The organism is Arthrobacter sp. S39, assembly GCF_004320525.1.
Lineage (GTDB): Bacteria > Actinomycetota > Actinomycetes > Actinomycetales > Micrococcaceae > Arthrobacter.
In genome coordinates, this window is the sequence record NZ_SIHX01000008.1 from 163,012 (window position 1) to 178,482 (window position 15,471).

The 15,471-nt window shown below is 62.1% G+C and carries 11 protein-coding genes and 1 pseudogene; 8 read left to right on the forward strand and 4 right to left on the reverse strand.

What is annotated here, in order from left to right:
* The 4 genes from EYS21_RS16720 to EYS21_RS16735 all read left to right on the forward strand — a co-directional run bounded on the left by EYS21_RS16720 (position 1) and on the right by EYS21_RS16735 (position 4,407).
* Complete coding sequence (locus EYS21_RS16720; RefSeq protein ID WP_131134364.1) at positions 1–945, forward strand: ABC transporter permease; 945 nt, start codon at positions 1–3, stop codon at positions 943–945.
* A gap of 20 nt (positions 946–965) precedes the next feature.
* Positions 966–1,835, forward strand: a complete 870-nt coding sequence (locus EYS21_RS16725; RefSeq protein WP_131134365.1) for an ABC transporter permease — start codon at positions 966–968, stop codon at positions 1,833–1,835.
* A 71-nt stretch (positions 1,836–1,906) separates the two neighbouring features.
* Complete coding sequence (locus EYS21_RS16730) at positions 1,907–3,502, forward strand: sulfatase (protein ID WP_242633468.1); 1,596 nt, start codon at positions 1,907–1,909, stop codon at positions 3,500–3,502.
* 137 nt (positions 3,503–3,639) lie between these two features.
* Positions 3,640–4,407: an alpha/beta hydrolase gene (locus EYS21_RS16735; protein ID WP_278184752.1), complete on the forward strand. Its 768-nt coding sequence runs from the start codon at positions 3,640–3,642 to the stop codon at positions 4,405–4,407.
* Positions 4,408–4,982: 575 nt separating this feature from the next.
* On the opposite strand, the pseudogene EYS21_RS16745 reads toward EYS21_RS16735, so the two are convergent.
* A pseudogene (locus EYS21_RS16745) lies at positions 4,983–5,251 on the reverse strand (transposase); the annotation flags it as partial.
* A gap of 113 nt (positions 5,252–5,364) precedes the next feature.
* On the opposite strand from EYS21_RS16745, the gene EYS21_RS16750 reads away from it, so the two are divergent.
* From EYS21_RS16750 to EYS21_RS16765, 3 genes are all read left to right on the forward strand, one after another.
* Entirely contained in the window at positions 5,365–6,399 is a 1,035-nt protein-coding gene (locus EYS21_RS16750) for an alpha/beta hydrolase (protein ID WP_131134368.1), read from the forward strand.
* Positions 6,400–6,974: 575 nt separating this feature from the next.
* Positions 6,975–8,171 carry an acetyl-CoA C-acyltransferase gene (locus tag EYS21_RS16760; RefSeq protein ID WP_131134370.1) on the forward strand — a complete coding sequence of 399 codons (1,197 nt, stop codon included), beginning with the start codon at positions 6,975–6,977 and terminating at the stop codon, positions 8,169–8,171.
* Positions 8,172–8,207: 36 nt separating this feature from the next.
* On the forward strand, positions 8,208–9,812 hold the full coding sequence (locus EYS21_RS16765; RefSeq protein ID WP_131134371.1) for a long-chain fatty acid--CoA ligase: 1,605 nt from the start codon (positions 8,208–8,210) through the stop codon (positions 9,810–9,812).
* A 190-nt stretch (positions 9,813–10,002) separates the two neighbouring features.
* Here the strand turns inward: EYS21_RS16765 and EYS21_RS23450 are convergent, their stop codons facing one another.
* Together EYS21_RS23450 and EYS21_RS16770 are read right to left on the reverse strand one after the other, a co-directional pair.
* Positions 10,003–10,161 carry a hypothetical protein gene (locus EYS21_RS23450; RefSeq protein WP_165478338.1) on the reverse strand — a complete coding sequence of 53 codons (159 nt, stop codon included), beginning with the start codon at positions 10,159–10,161 and terminating at the stop codon, positions 10,003–10,005.
* A 649-nt stretch (positions 10,162–10,810) separates the two neighbouring features.
* Positions 10,811–12,006, reverse strand: a protein-coding gene (locus EYS21_RS16770; RefSeq protein WP_131134372.1) for an IS3 family transposase whose coding sequence is annotated in 2 segments (ribosomal slippage) — positions 10,811–11,739 and positions 11,739–12,006 — 1,197 coding nt in all. Because the reading frame shifts where the segments join, the coding sequence is not laid out codon by codon here.
* Between the two features lie 422 nt (positions 12,007–12,428).
* On the opposite strand from EYS21_RS16770, the gene EYS21_RS16775 reads away from it, so the two are divergent.
* Positions 12,429–12,911, forward strand: coding sequence for a prolyl oligopeptidase family serine peptidase (locus EYS21_RS16775; protein ID WP_278184750.1), 483 nt, complete (start codon positions 12,429–12,431; stop codon positions 12,909–12,911).
* Positions 12,912–13,495: 584 nt separating this feature from the next.
* Here EYS21_RS16775 and EYS21_RS16780 read toward each other — a convergent pair.
* Positions 13,496–14,593 (reverse strand): PHB depolymerase family esterase, encoded by a 1,098-nt coding sequence (locus EYS21_RS16780; protein ID WP_131134374.1) that lies wholly within the window; start codon positions 14,591–14,593, stop codon positions 13,496–13,498.
* Positions 14,594–15,471 lie beyond the last annotated feature (878 nt).

Below are 15,471 nucleotides of genomic sequence, written 5' to 3' on the forward strand. Positions count from 1 at the left end.
ATGGGCAACTATCTGATACGCCGCTTGCCGGCGATGCTCGTGACGCTGTTCGCCGCGTCCATCCTCATCTTCCTCATCCTCCGTCTCGCCCCCGGCAGCCCCGCAGCCACCATTGCAGGACCTGATGCCAGCGCAGAGCAGATCCACGCCGTCGAAGAAAAGCTGGGGCTCAACGCCCCACTGCCCCAGCAATACGGAACATGGCTTATTGGACTGGTCACCGGCAATCTCGGCGTTTCGATCATCAACGACCAACCGATCACGACACTTATCGGCAGCAGGGTCGAGAGCACCCTGCTGCTAGCTCTCGCGGCCACGGTCCTTATGAGCCTTCTGGGAATAACACTTGGCGTGCTGGGCGGTTCCTCCCGCTCAGCACGGCTCCGGTCCTACCTCGATGCCTTCTACTCCGTCCTGCTGAGCCTTCCCACCTATGTCACCAGTGTCCTCCTGCTGGTCCTCTTCGGTGTCCTGATCCCCGTGCTGCCGATCAGTGGAGAAGCGTCCTTCGAAGACGGCATCGGGGAAGTGCTCACATACCTCGTCCTCCCGGCCACCGCATTAGCCATCCCGCATGCAGCCGTCATCGGACGACTCCTGCAAAACAGCATGCAGGAGGCCATGCACGAGGACTACGTCCGCTTTGGCATCGCCAAAGGCCTTTCACGGGCACGCATCCTCTGGCTACACGTCCTCCGCAATTCCATGGGCACCGCGATTGTGGCCATCGGCATCCGTTTCAGCGGACTGCTCGGCGGTGCCGTCGTCGTTGAGGCGCTCTTCAGCCGCAACGGTCTCGGTCAGCTCATGATCGGCAGCGTCCTTTCACGCGACTACGTCGTGGTTCAGGACCTCATTATGCTCGCTGTCGCCATTGCCGTGATCGTCCAGGCTCTCTCCGAAGTTGCGCTGGCCAGCATGGACCCGCGCATCCGACTGAGCTGAACGAAAGGCAAACCCCACGCATGACTGCACCAACAGCCCACACAGCCGAAGACCTCGAACGTGGCCAAAGTATCGGCGGCAGGATTCGAGCCAGTGCCCTGCTGGGCACGTCCCGAGGCCTGGTCTCCACCATCCTCGCTGTCCTGATGATCACCATCGCCATACTTGCCCCGGTCATCGCCCCCTACAGCTCTGACCAGCAAGGCGCCCAGTCCTTCCTTAGCCCCGGAGCCGGGAACCTGCTTGGAACCGACGAGTTCGGCCGCGACATCCTCTCCCGAGTCATCTTTGCCGTGCGCCTTGACCTGGTCCTTGCCGTGCTCGCGATTCCCGTCGGTGCCATCATCGGCACGCTCCTTGGACTGTCGGGGATCTGGGCGAAGTCTCTGGGACAGGTCTCGGCCCGCGTCTTCGATCTGATCCTTGGCTTTCCCACCTTGATCCTGGGAATCGCGGTAGCGCTTCTTCTCACCCCGGGCCTTCCGGCGGTCGCTGTGGCGATCGCAATCATCAACATCCCGGTGTTTGGCCGGCTCGCCCGCGGTGGGATGCTGGCCCAGCTCAACCGCGATTACGTCATGGCGGCAAAGTCACTCGGCGCATCCAATACGCGTATTCTCCTCAAGCAGGTTCTGCCGAATATCCGCGGAGCCCTCCTCGTGCAGTCGGCGATCTCCATCGCCGACGCAGTCTTCATCGAAGGCGGCCTCAGCATCCTCGGACTGGGAGTCCAACCCCCGACGCCATCCCTCGGCGGATTGGTCCAAAGCGGACTGCCATACATCACCACCTCCCCGATGTACGTCCTTGGACCCACGATCGCCCTCGCCCTCATCATCCTCGGATTCGGGCTCCTCGCCGACACTCTGAACAACCGGTCCGAGACGTAGACCGGGCCCACGGTAACCGCCCAATTCCTCCGGTCAAGTAAGGAGAACAAGTCTTGAAGGTCATTATGGTCATGTTCGATAGCCTCAATAGGAGGTTCCTGCCACCGTACGGAGGTGACTGGACCGAAGCCCCGAATTTCTCCCGCCTTGCCCGCCGCGCCGCCACCTTCGATAACTGTTACGCCGGCAGCATGCCCTGCATGCCCGCCCGAAGGGAACTTCACACCGGACGTTACAACTTTCTCCACCGCTCCTGGGGACCGCTCGAGCCATTCGATGACTCGATTCCCGAAATGCTCAAGGAGAACGGGGTGTATTCCCACCTTGTCACCGATCACCAGCATTATTGGGAGGACGGCGGAGCGACCTATCACAGCCGATACTCCAGCTTCGAGTTCTTCCGCGGACAAGAAGGAGACCCGTGGAAAGGCCACGTGCAGGATCCGCCGGGAATCCCGGGCGACCTCAAACGGCAACGCGATAGCACCTACCGCCAAGACCTGGTCAACCGGCAGTACATGAAGAACGAGGCCGATCACCCCCAGACCCGCACCTTCGATGCAGGACTTGGATTCATTACAACCAACAAGGACAGCGACAACTGGTTTCTTCAGATCGAGACCTTTGACCCCCACGAGCCGTTCTTCAGCTACGACCAATACCGCAAGTACTACGAACACGAATACACCGGCCCGCACTTCGACTGGCCCGACTACAAACGCGTAATCGAAACCCCTGAACAGGTCCAGCATGCCCGTTCCGAGTACGCCGCACTGCTTACCATGTGCGACCGTTCCCTGGGACGGGTCCTTGACGCCATGGATGAACACGCCATGTGGGAAGACACCCTCTTGCTCGTGTGCACGGATCATGGATTCCTACTCGGCGAGCACGGATGGTGGGGGAAGAACGTTCAGCCCTGGTACGACGAAACCATCCGCACCCCCCTGTTCGTCTGGGATCCGCGGTCCGGAATAAAGGACCAACGACGGGAAAGCCTTGTTCAAACAATCGACCTGGGCCCCACCGTGCTGGATGCCTTTGGCATTCCTCCCACCAGCGACATGCAAGGCCTCTCACTCTCGGAAACCGTGCGCCGTGACTCCCCGGTGAGGGAATCAGCGCTCTTTGGAATATTCGGTGGCCACGCGTGCATCACCGACGGCCGGTACGTCTACATGAGAGCAAGCGTTGATGAGTCGAATGAGCCCCTGTTCGAGCACACCCTGATGCCGAACAACATGCGTCAGCGGTTCCCCGTCGAAGTGCTGCGCCAAGCCGAACTCGTCGAACCGTTCCCCTTCACCAAAGAAGCCCCACTCCTGAGGATGCCCGGAGAGTCCGTGACCAGTCCTTGGGCGTACGGAACACTTCTGTTTGACCTCCAGGAGGACCCCCACCAGCAGCACCCGATCATCGACGACACCCTGGAACAAATGATGGCCGAAAAGCTCCGCGACCTTCTGGTCGAATCCCAGGCGCCGCCCAGCCAATTCCACCGGCTCGGCCTTCCTCCGAACGGACCCCTAACCCAAGACGACCTTCTCATCAGAAGACACTGGGCACAGACGGCCTCCACGAGTACGGGGCTGGCCGGACGGGCACAGTTTCCACAGAGAGCGGCTGTGTCAGAAGCCCCGCCACAAATATTCGCCAAAAAACTATGAGTCCAGTTGGACGAACACAACTAGTTCCTAACCGATGAAAACCCATCCCACTGGAAGGTCATGAATTGACTCAGGCAACGACGCCTCACGGCGTGCATCTCGAGTACGACACATTCGGAGACTCCGAGAACACACCTATGCTCCTCATCCAAGGATTAGGGGCTCACATGCTGGGCTGGCACGTCGACTTCTGCCGCGAGCTAGCAGGGCATGGATTCTTCGTTATTCGGTTCGATAATCGCGATGTAGGTCTCTCGGATAAATTTCCGGGCCAGCCCTATGGTCTGGCTGAGATGGCGAAGGACACGGCCGGCCTTTTGGAGGCACTGGGTATTGAGGCCGCGCACGTTGTAGGTCAATCGATGGGAGGCATGATCGCCCAACAGCTCGCCACCCACTTTCCATCTCGCGTCCTATCCCTCGCCCTTATCTACACCACTCCAAATATTGAGCACCTAATTGGTGCCCAGAGGCTAAAAGAGCGGTCAGAAAACCCACCCGCAACCAATCGCGAGGAAGCCGTCGAGATGCATGTCCGATATCAGGAGCCTTGCGCCGGGCCAGCGTACCCAGCCGATATTGACTGGCTCCGCACCCTCGGAGGACTCATGTATGAACGAAACTACTATCCAGATGGCGCCGAGCGGCATCGACAGGTCATAACAGGTGTGAAAGATATGCGTGACGATCTAGCCCGCATCAGAGTTCCAACGACCCTCATTCATGGTGATTCCGACGCAGTCATAGATATGGGAGGGTCCCTGGCCATTGCCGAAGTAGTTCCCCAAGCCACGCTTGTGATCTACCCGGGCATGGGCCACCAGCTTCCACGTCCGTTGTGGCCAGACATTGTCGCCCGCATCGCCGAAAACACAACATCGGAAGAGCCCGGACGCGGAAGCTGACAACACACCTGGAGCATAGGCAAGTGGTGCCGCTCTTATCACGTCTAATGAGAGCTTCGAGACGCCGGTATTTGACATTTCATCAAGCCATATGCCGTGTTTACCGCCATCAAAACCTTACGCCCGAGAGAACTTCGCGCTCCTCCAACACGTGCACGAAAGAATGTCTGGCAGCCAATTCGGCGACCTGAACTGCACTCCCTAAGGGGTAAATTCATGGAAACTTATACCGCCAAACCCTATTCTCGGTTCGTCTCAATAGCTCGGCGTCAAGACTTGGAAGCTGCACTGGATAAGGCCGTCTATCGGGCAATTGCTGAAGCCATAGTTTCCCCATCCGGGGCATACTCGTTACCCGGCACGACGACAAGTCGTTCACGGTGGCACTGAGCGACTCTGTTCCGTTCGGCGCTACCCGCGAGCTGGACCTCAGGGAAAAACTAGGTTCGGCACCCAAGGCCGAGCCTCCTCGTTCTCCGACGAGCCGGCCACGCTACTAAACAGCAAGGATTAAGAATCGAATGTGTGGACGATCGGGATTGTCCGTCGCGCGGTGTGTGGGTCCGGCGCTTTCATTATTGGGTGGCTCCTTCGAACCGACCGGCGAAGGTAATCGCGAACGCGTTCAGCGCAGGCTTCCACCTCATCACCAAACGTGCCCGATCGCCGCCGCGCGGTTCAAGAGACCTGGTGACCAGATACAGGCATTTCAGAGCAGCGGCCTCGTTTGGAAAGTGCCCGCGGCCCCCACGGTCCGCCGGTAGCGGGCATTGATGGACTCGATCGCATTCGTTGTGCAGATCACCCGCCGGATCTCCACGTCGTACTCCAAGAACGCCACGAACATTGCGCAGAAGGACTCCCCAGAGGCGCACGATTGCCGGATCTCGCTGGCCCCAATCGGCCGTGAACTCGGCGAACCGGTCCCGCAAACCATCCACGACCAAGGACGTCACCATGCCAATCGATCCGATCCTCGCCCAGTTCCTGCCGAGGCCTGCGCTCGAAGCCGGGACAGACTTCACGAATCTGCGCGAACAGCATAATGCCGACGGGGACGCGATGACGCTCCAAGTCGCGGAACCGGGGCCAGAGGTAGCCGACCGTCGGGTGGTCACGATTCCCGTCGCGGACGGCACGATCGAACTGATCGTCTTCCGTCCAACACTGGAGGAAGCACTCCCCGCCCACATATACATCCACGGTGGCGGATGGGTGGCCGGTACGGCGCACAGTCTGATCGTCGACATCGTGTGCCGGGAGCGAGCGGTCGGAGCGCATTGCGTCGCCATCGCGGTCAACTACCGCAAGGCGCCTGAATTCCCGTACCCCATCGCTCTCATGGACTGTGAAGCTGCCCTGACCTGGGTGCACGAGCACGCAGAAGAAATCGGTGTAGACCTCTCAATCATCACTGTCGGCGGAGGCTCCGCCGGCGCGAACCTCGCCGCTGCCCTGACCCTCAAGGCTCGGGATAACCGTGGCCCGAAGATCGCGTTCCAGCTGCTCGAGGTTCCCGCCCTCGACTTGACCCTTTCGCTGCCCTCCCACTTGGACCCGGATCTAGGCACGAACTACGCACTCCATCGTTCAGACGGCGATGTGCTGATCGATGCCTACCTCGGCGAAGATGGCGACCGGCAGGATCCCTATGCCTCTCCCCTTTATGCGGGGAACTTCAGCGGGCTCCCGCCGGCACGGATTCTATCCGCTGAATTCGACATGCTCAGGGACGATGGCGGCGAGTACGCCCAACGGCTCCGCGAAGCAGGGGTCCCAGTCGAGTTCACCCTCGAGCCGGGACATGTGCACAATTCAGCTAGTTTCACGAAGATCATGCCAGCAGCACGTGCGTGGCGTGAGTCCGCCGTCGCTGCCCTTCGAGCTTTCTTCTGGTCAACGGAACCCCGACCATCCGGTGGCGAGGAGTTCCAGGAGCTTGAAGACGAGCTCAACTTCACCACTTCCGCCGCACTCCAGCAAGAACTCTGAGCAGATCGCCGAGGCGCCTTTTCGGTGGCCGAGAGCGACCAGCGGGTGACGCAGGAATCCGCCTGCGGCACCCACAACCCAATAGACCGCCCATCCGTTCTGCGAGGTCTAAGAAGAAGGGAACAGGGATGTTCGCGAGCCATATCCTTCACCAGATGGCATCAAGCCCTGCCAGGTCCCGCGTCCTGCGGCTACTCTTCGAAGGACCACAGTCGCCGGGCACCATCGCAGCCGCACTCAACATAGCCCCAGGGACCGCATCCAATCACTTGGCAGCACTGCACGGACTCGGTCTGGTCACTGCCGAAGCGTGTGGACGCAGGCGGTTCTACTCGGCTGTTCCCAATGGCGCCCAAGCTCTGCTCGAAGAAATCCGTGGGCCTGCCAATGACCCTGCTGCCGACCTCGATAGGAGGTGAAGGATCCCGCAAGGAGCCGAATATATCGGACCTGGTCGCCCTGCCCGTTAAGCCGATTCATCGCCGGACGCGCCGCGTTCGCCTGAACAACACATCCGCAATGCTGCGGAACCCCGTTCCACCCCACGCTTACTACCCCATCCCAAAGGCAACCCCATGACCTCAGGCAACAATGTTCCCGTCATTCTCGGCGGCGCGCGTACCCCCTTCGGACGCTTCCGCGGCGGACTCGCCTCCCTCTCCGCCAGCGACTTGGGCGCCCATGCCATCCGCACTGCGCTGGAACGCTCCGGCGTCGCCGCGCACCAGATCGAAGCCGTAATCATGGGGCAGGTCATCCAGGCCGGGGCAGGCCAAGGCCCCGCCAGGCAGGCAAGCCTCGTCGCCGGCATTGGCTGGGACGTGCCCACCGTGACGGTCAACAAGCTTTGCCTCTCCGGTCTCACAGCCGTGATCGACGCGGCTCGGATGATCCGGGCCGGTGAGGCCGACTTCGTCGTGGCCGGAGGCCAGGAATCCATGACCAACGCCCCGCACCTGGTCAAAGGCATTCGCGGAGGCGTCACCATCGGCGACACGCCCATGGTGGACTCCCTGAACCATGACGGCTTGCAGGATCCCTTCAGCGGTGAACTGATGGGCACCGCCACGGACGCCGGAAACACCACCCGCGGCATTAGCCGTAAAGAACAGGACGAGGTCGCCGCCCGCTCCCACCAACGCGCCGACGCCGCCCGCACGGCCGGAATCTTCGCCGAGGAAATCGCCCCCCTCGAAATTGCACAGCGCAAGGGGCCGGCCTTGGTGCTCGACTCCGATGCGGGCATCCGTCCGGGAACGACGGCGGAGCTGCTGTCCCAGCTCAAACCCGCCTTCGCGAAGGGCGGGGAGGCGACCATCACCGCCGGTTCCTCATCTCCGCTCTCCGATGGAGCCGCAGCGGTGATCATCGCCAGCAAGGCGGCAGCCCAAGCGGCCGGCCTGGAATGGATCGCCGAAATCGGCGCCCACGGACAGGCGGCCGGCCCCGATGCCTCCCTGCACTCCCAGCCCTCCCGGGCCATCGAACACGCCCTCAAGCGTGAAGGGCTCGCCGCCGAAGACCTGGACCTTATTGAGATCAATGAAGCTTTTGCCGCCGTCGTCATCCAGTCCGCCAGGGACCTCGGAATCAGCACGGACCGCATCAACACCGAGGGCGGCGCCATCGCGCTCGGACATCCGGTAGGCGCCTCCGGTGCCCGGCTGGTCCTCCACCAGGCGCTGGCACTCAAGCGCCGCGGCGGCGGCACCGGCGTCGTTGGCCTTTGCGGCGGCGGCGGACAGGGCGACGCCCTGGTCCTGAAGGCATAAACCAACTGCACTATCCCTAACCAAGGACAATCCACCATGACAAACCCGCCAGCCAATGACGGCTACGGCACCATCTCCGCCGCGGCCATCCTCGCCGAGGCTGCGGCTCGCATTCCGCACGTTACCGCCCTCGTCGTCGGGGATGAAGAGACCACCTACGGGGAACTCTGGGACCAGACCCGCGCTTACGCCGCGGCACTACGTGCCCGCGGCATCGGACCGGGAGACCCCGTCGCCATCCTCATCCCCAACGTGGCGGACTTCGCCCGCGTCTACTACGCCGTCCTCGCGCTCGGAGGGGTCGTGCTCCCCATCCACGCGCTGCTGAAGGGCAGCGAAATCGAGTACGTGCTGCGCGACAGCGGAGCCAGGCTGCTGATCTGCGCCGCCCAACTGCTCGGCGAGGGCGCCCCAGGCGCCGCAGCGGCCGGCGTCGAGGTGCTGACAGTACTGGCACCGGAGAGCGCCGAACGTCCCGCCCGGCTGGAAGCCGAAGCAGCGGCCGCAACCCCCATCCAATGCTATGTCCCGCGCAGCGCACAGGACACCGCGACCATCCTGTATACGTCCGGGACCACCGGGAAACCGAAAGGCGCCCTCGGGACGCATTTCGCCCTGGTAGAACAGGTCAATGTGCTGCTGACCAGCACTTTCGACCTCCGGCCCGGCGATAAAGTGTTCGGCGGCCTGCCGCTCTTCCACACCTTCGGCCAGACCTGCGTGCTCAACGCCGGCCTGCGCGCCGGCGCCACCATCGTTTTGTGCCCCCGGTTCACCGGGGAGGCCGCGCTGCGGCTGCTGCACAAACACGAAATCAACGTGTTCTTCGGCGTGCCCACCATGTATGTGGCGCTGCTCGAAGCCGCCAAGGCCAATCCAACCCGGCCCCAAGGACTTCGCTACGGAATCTCCGGCGGCTCCTCGCTGCCAGTAGCCGTACTGGAAAAATTCCGTGAGCACTTCGGGGCGGAGATCCACGAAGGCTACGGCCTGACCGAGACCTCCCCGGTAGCCAGCTTCAACCACGTGGGCACAACACCGAGACCCGGTACCATCGGCACCCCCATCTGGGGTGTCGATGTCGAGATCGCCCGTCCGGAAATCACCGACAGCATTGAACTGCTGCCCCGTGGCGAACTCGGAGAACTGGTCGTGCGGGGCCACAACCTGTTCAAGGGCTACCTGAACCGCCCCGACGCCACCGCCGAAGCCGTCGTGGAGGGATGGTTCCGCACCGGAGACCTCGGAGTCAAGGACAGCGACGGCTACCTGAGCATCCTGGACCGCAAGAAGGACATGATCATCCGGAACGGCTACAACGTCTACCCACGCGAAGTCGAAGAAATTCTCAACCAACACCCCCAGGTAGTCAGTGTCGCCGTCTTTGGCGTTCCCCATGAGGTCCACGGACAGGAAATAGCCGCCGCAATCGTTCCAGCCCCGGGCAGCACCATCACAGCGGACGAACTCGGCGCTTACGCAAAAGAGCGGCTGGCAGCCTACAAATACCCCCGCATCATCGAACTCATGACCGAACTGCCACTGGGCCCCAGCGGGAAGATCCTCAAACGCGAACTCGCCACCCACTATGCAGAAAACCCAGCCTCCCCTGCTGTCCTTCCGGAAAGCGCAACAAATTGAGCTACACCGATTACCGGGAACTGGCCGGACACGCCCCCACGAGACCATCATCCAGTCCCGACTGCGCGAGATCCCGCTCCCAGGAGCAGGGACCTGAGGAAAAACCAGGGGCGGGACTTCGCTTTCCTGCCGTGTTGCCGCAGGTACTCTCCTCGGTCGTCGCTGGCGGCCACATCACGTGGCTCGGAGGCTACCCGGCCCCCTTGATCTTCGGCACGCTCTGCGCTGCCGTCGCCGGAATCATGGCGATGCGCGCATCCTGTCCGTTCTCTGACATACAAACCACCGCTCTTGAAAGAACCGTCTGCATGACGATCACGATGAGGAAGGTATGTACAAAGATGTTCAATTTTCTGCCCACCGGCGCGAGGGCCACGTCAGGCTCACACACGGTTCCCCGAAAGCCTGTCGGGGAGCGCCTTAGCGACCTGCTCTTCCGCGGTCGACGACGACCACCCAGGTCCATGGATGGAGGAAGGCGTCTAACCACGGCCCCAAGGCTACGGACGGTGACCAAAGTTGTCGCCATGGTCACCGCAGGCCTCCTAGTAGCAGGGACTGCCGTACCCGCCGCCCATGCCGATGTCGGCTTCTCGGTGCAGACTCTGCATTCAGGGTCACAGGCCTGCAGAACGGATCCAGCTGTGACATCATTGGTGACCTCTACCTCCCTTACGCGAGCCGCACGAAGCGGGTTCCCGCGCTGCTGATGACCAACGGTTGGGGTAACTCGAGGGACACGCAGGATCCGGCCAATCTCGCCATGGTTTTCGCCAGGCGCGACTACGCAGTGCTTGCATACTCGGGGCTCGGGTTTGGCGGTTTGAGCTGCTCAGTGACCCTCGACGATCCGGGCATCGACGGCCAAGCTGCCAGTCAGCTCGTCAGCTACCTCGGGGGCGCCCCGGCGATCGCCTACACTAACGCGGCTCACACGATTTCCGCACCTCCGCTCAACGTCGTCGTCCTGGGGTTGCCCGCAAGTCGTGGACAGTTGATCAGGCGGCTTTTGCCGGCTGAGGTTTTTCGGTAGTGAGGAGTCGTTCATGCTCTACGGGTGTGGTGTAGCCCAAGGCCGAGTGCAGCCGGGCCCGGTTATAGAACTCCTCGATCCAGCGGCCCGTTGCCCGTATCGCGTCGTGCCTTGTCGTCCAGCGGCGCCGGTCGTAGAACTCGGTCTTCAGTGTTGACCAGAATGATTCCTGCATTGCGTTATCCCAGCACACGCCTGTCCGGCCGACAGACTGGCGGATGCCCAGTCCGGTGCAGACCTCGTGGAGCTGAGTAGAGGTGTACTGGGTGCCGCGGTCGGCGTGGAACACGACCCCGGCAGGGGCAGCCCCGCGCGGGATGTAAGCCATACGCAGTGCTCGCTCCACCAGTGCAGTGGTCTGAACAGCGTCCATCGCCCACCCAATCACCCGCCGCGAGCAGGCGTCGCGGACAGCACACAAATACACCCAGCCTTCATCGGTGCGCAGGTACGTGATGTCCGAGATCCACACAGCGTCCAAGGCACCGGTGTCCCACTTCCTGGTCACCAGATCCGGGATTGAATGCACCCGCACCTCCCCGATCGGAGCGACCGGGCGGAACCCCCGTGGCGAGATCCCTTCCAGGCCCTGCCGCCGCATCGAGGAGGCAACCGTCTTCCGGTCAACGCCGGTCCCGTTTCTGGCCAGGGCAGCCTGGACTCGAGGGGACCCGTAGATCCCGAACGAATCCGCATGAGCACGCCGGACCTTCGCATCGAACTCCGCCCGCGCTACGGCCCGCTCCGAAGCCTCGGTGCTTCTCCGGCGCCAGGCATAGAACCCGGACCGGGACACCCCCAAAAGCCGGGCCATCCGCTGGACCGGGTAGTTAGCCTTCTCGGCCTCCATCAGCTCGAAGCATTCCGACTCTGCTGCTTGGAAGCGAAGAAGGCTGCGGCTTTTCCCAGGAACTCGTTATCCATCCGCAACTGCGCGTTCTCCCGGCGTAAACGCTCCAGCTCAGAGTTTCCCGCCTCAGCTGCCGCGGACTCCTCGGGAGCCGCCAGCCGCGCACGCTCTTGGGCAACCCACCGGCCCAGAGTCTGCTCTCCCAAGCCGAGCTCCCTGGCCACCGGCGCTACGGCCCTGTCGGTATCAATCACAAGGCGGGCAGCCTCCCGCCGATACTCCGGAGTGAATTTTCTTCGTGTCGTGCTCACAAGAACACCTTCCCGCAGAACCCAAGGATCCCGCTACTTCAGGTGTCCACCAACAGAGGCTAACCCCAGTCCACGACCAAAAGGACCTTGATGGCATCGCCCGGGCCTACGACCCGCGGGTCGGTATGTTAGGTGCCTCCTATGGCGGTGCGATCCAGTTTGCAGCGGCAAGCGTCGACCATCGCATCGATGCGATCATTCCCATCGACACGTGGAACGGTCTGCCCTCCGCACTCGCTCCGAACAGCACCGCCCAGACTGCGGGTGTCACAGCCTCCACTCCGGGAGCGGCGAAGTCTGTCTGGCTTGCCAGGCTGTTCGCAGTAGCAGAAAAGAGTTACCTCACTAGTCCAGTGGATCCGTCGACCATTGATTCCTGCCCTGGCTGACCGACGTCTTCTGCTCGGCGGTCAACTCCGGTCTTGCGACGGGCTACTTCCCACCGGACGTTACGGGCGCTCTCGAACGCATCTCGGTGGCCTCCTTCTACTCAAGCATCAAAGGCACCGGCGATGCTGGTCCAGGGAGAACACGACTCCTTGTTCCCGCTCAACCAGGCCGTTGCCACGTACCAGGCCCTGAAGAGGCTAGGCACACCGGTGAAGATGATGTGGATCTCACATGGCCATGACAGCACCAGCATGGACGCTCCCGGAGAGCTCACAAAGAGCAACCCCAGTTTCACTACCGACTACGTCATGGTCCGCTTCGCTTACTGGTTCGACCACTACCTCAAGGGAGGCCCGAAAAATACAGGGCCCGAGTTCGAGTACATGCGCGACTGGGTCGCCTTCGCCGGCTCGGCCGCCCCGCCTACGGCAGCGCATCCTCCTACCCAGTGGCGAACGCCCTCAACCTATATCTGGCGGGCAGCGGAACACTCGCCTCCAACCCGGACGCTGTAGTGAATGGCACACAAGAATGCCTCGCACCTGCAGCCGGCGTCCCCACCTCCATCGAACCGCTCAACGCAAGCAATGCCGCCTCCACACTGGCAGGCGGGCACCGATACCCGCACCGAAAGCAGATGTCCCAGGCACAACGGCCACATGGACGACCCCGACAGGAGCCCCTGCCGTCGTGCGCGATCTCGCCGGCAGGGCCCTCCCTGGCTGCTGCCCGCAGTCGGGCCGCCGCAACACCGCGCGGACGCTCGCCTCCGGCAAGGCGGTTGATCCGGCCCGCCATAACTTCTAGACCACGGTAAAAATTGAAATTTCGGCTCAGGGCTCCGAGTGGATGAATCGACTCGAGGAGGACACCCGAGGGACCGTGGCTGTACCAGCAACGCGCGCAGTTCAAAAAATTTGGCATGTTCGTCGCGCATCGTGAAGATGGCGTTGATGCTTGCGGAACCGCCCGGAGACAAGGGGCAGCGGGAACCGCCCTGTCGGGAGCGCCACATGGCTGGCTGATCCGACAAACTGCAGCCGGGGTGACTATCGATGCGACAGTCACCCCGACTGCTTTTTCCCACCGCCGTTGCTTCTTATCCGCGGCGCTGGTGTGATTTGAAGAAGTCCCACATCGTCTGGGATGCGTTGATCTCCGGGGTCGAGTAACCGGCGCCGTAGGCTTCGAAGGGAACAGCGCTGCCCGGCCAGGTGTGGCCACCATTGGCAACTTCGTAGAGCACTACGTCGGCCTGCTTCGAGCACTTGCTCCAGGTGTACTGCTTGACGTCGGGGCTGTACTGGGTGACAACAGGACCTACACGACAATCGTTCAAGTGAGCCCATTCCTGCGCGGCGGCCTGCGTGCTGTAACCCCAGCGCGGATCGGTATTGCCCTGATACGGATTGACCGGATCCGCGGTGCCATGGAAGGTCACCACCGCAACCGGATGAGTCGGCTCGCAGGTGCCCGGCGCGGGCACCAAATAGTCCGGCGCGGCGCTGCGTCCTGCACGAAGCCCGGCCACCGGTGCGATGGCCGCGAAAACATCGGATGCCTCGCATGCCAGTGCTGATGCCATGCGCCCACCACCGGAATAACCGGTCGCGTACACCCGGCGTCCATCCACGCACGCGGCACCGTCTATCTGTTTGACTACGGCTCGTAGGAACGCCACATCATCACGTGCGTCAGGGGATGGCAAATTGCCCAGCGTGAGTGGGACCCCCGGCACGTTCCATCCCCAGGTGGCTCCGGATGGTCCATCTGCTGCGAAGGGAATGTTCCCCTCCGGGGTGGCGACGATGAAGCCTTCCGCATCTGCGATCTCCGCGAGTCCGGATACGTAGGACTGTGAGGCGGCATTGCTATCGGACCCATGGAGGTCAAGCACAAGGGGGAGCTGCTTATGCGAAGGAGCGGAGGGCACGTGCACCTGCACGTTGAACGGCTCACCGCCGAAATCCACCACAAAGTTGGAGCTGCCGATGGGTAAGGCACGGGTGCACGCCGACGGGCCGTTGCCCGCAGGTTGCCCGGCGCTCGAGGCAGGGGCAGCGGTGGCAGCGGGCACGGTGAGCAGACTCCCGATGGAGACGGCGACGGCTACCGTCGCACTGACGAGCGCTTTGCGTGCCGCTGACCCCCGTGTGAGGGATATTTTCCGAACCGACATATGATCTCCTTTGGTCACGCGATGTATGTGAATGTCAATCAAGGCGGGCGCAGAGGTGCATGAGCTGGCTCATGACATTGAGGTCCAGCGGAAAAGACCCGACAATTTGCATGCTTGATTTTATAAATCAATCAAAACTTGCGCGCGCTAGTCCTGAAGGTACGCTCTCCTGAGCCAGCTGACAACCGTGCGTTCTTCCCAAACAGCTTGACGATGAAGTCTTCGATGGACACACAGCCAGGCGATCTTCCCGCCGCATCGCAACCTCTCAGGCGACGTTTGTTGTCGGAATGATCGTGTGTAGAGCCTGGTCTTCGTCCGTGTCCAACGATTTCGTCCGATTCCCCTGCCAGCCTCCTACGCGTCCTAGTTAAAGCCGAAAAAGGGAAATTCCGCCAACCTGGGGGTTTCTCGACCTGCCCGCCTCCCCACGCGGATAGTCGCGCCCCACCTGTTGTCAAACACCCAGCGTTCGACCTTGTCTGCGCCTGCCGTTCCTACCCACGAAGAAGGCTTGGGCCGGGAGGACTGTGACAGCAGACAGGTCGTTGGCTGCGAAGACAAAAGGCGGTCAGCTCAAGGGAGGACATTTAACGGGACAGCCATGTCTCGCGCCCGGAGTTTCGCCTTGCTTTGCTCCAATGTACCGGCACCCCAAAACTCATACGCGTGAGATCGGTGCCAGTGTCGGGTCACCCGCAGTGGGCGGCCTGTTCGTAAGCCGTCTCACCGAAGCCTCGGCACGAGAAGTCATGACGCCGGCAGCTCTGCCCCAGTTGCACACTCTTCTCCCAATCGAAAAGGCCGGGTGGTCGCTAATAGGCGCTGAACCAACGACGGTCACGACAACGGAGCCAGGACCACCAGCATCTGAGGGACCGCCCCTGGCAGGCGGT

Excerpts from the sequence above, each read along its gene's own strand:
- EYS21_RS16720 (WP_131134364.1), top strand. The coding sequence starts at position 1 with ATGGGCAACTATCTGATACGCCGCTTGCCGGCGATGCTCGTGACGCTG.
- EYS21_RS16725 (WP_131134365.1), top strand. The coding sequence starts at position 966 with ATGACTGCACCAACAGCCCACACAGCCGAAGACCTCGAACGTGGCCAA.
- EYS21_RS16730 (WP_242633468.1), top strand. The coding sequence starts at position 1,907 with ATGTTCGATAGCCTCAATAGGAGGTTCCTGCCACCGTACGGAGGTGAC.
- EYS21_RS16735 (WP_278184752.1), top strand. The coding sequence starts at position 3,640 with ATGCTCCTCATCCAAGGATTAGGGGCTCACATGCTGGGCTGGCACGTC.
- EYS21_RS16750 (WP_131134368.1), top strand. The coding sequence starts at position 5,365 with ATGCCAATCGATCCGATCCTCGCCCAGTTCCTGCCGAGGCCTGCGCTC.
- EYS21_RS16760 (WP_131134370.1), top strand. The coding sequence starts at position 6,975 with ATGACCTCAGGCAACAATGTTCCCGTCATTCTCGGCGGCGCGCGTACC.
- EYS21_RS16765 (WP_131134371.1), top strand. The coding sequence starts at position 8,208 with ATGACAAACCCGCCAGCCAATGACGGCTACGGCACCATCTCCGCCGCG.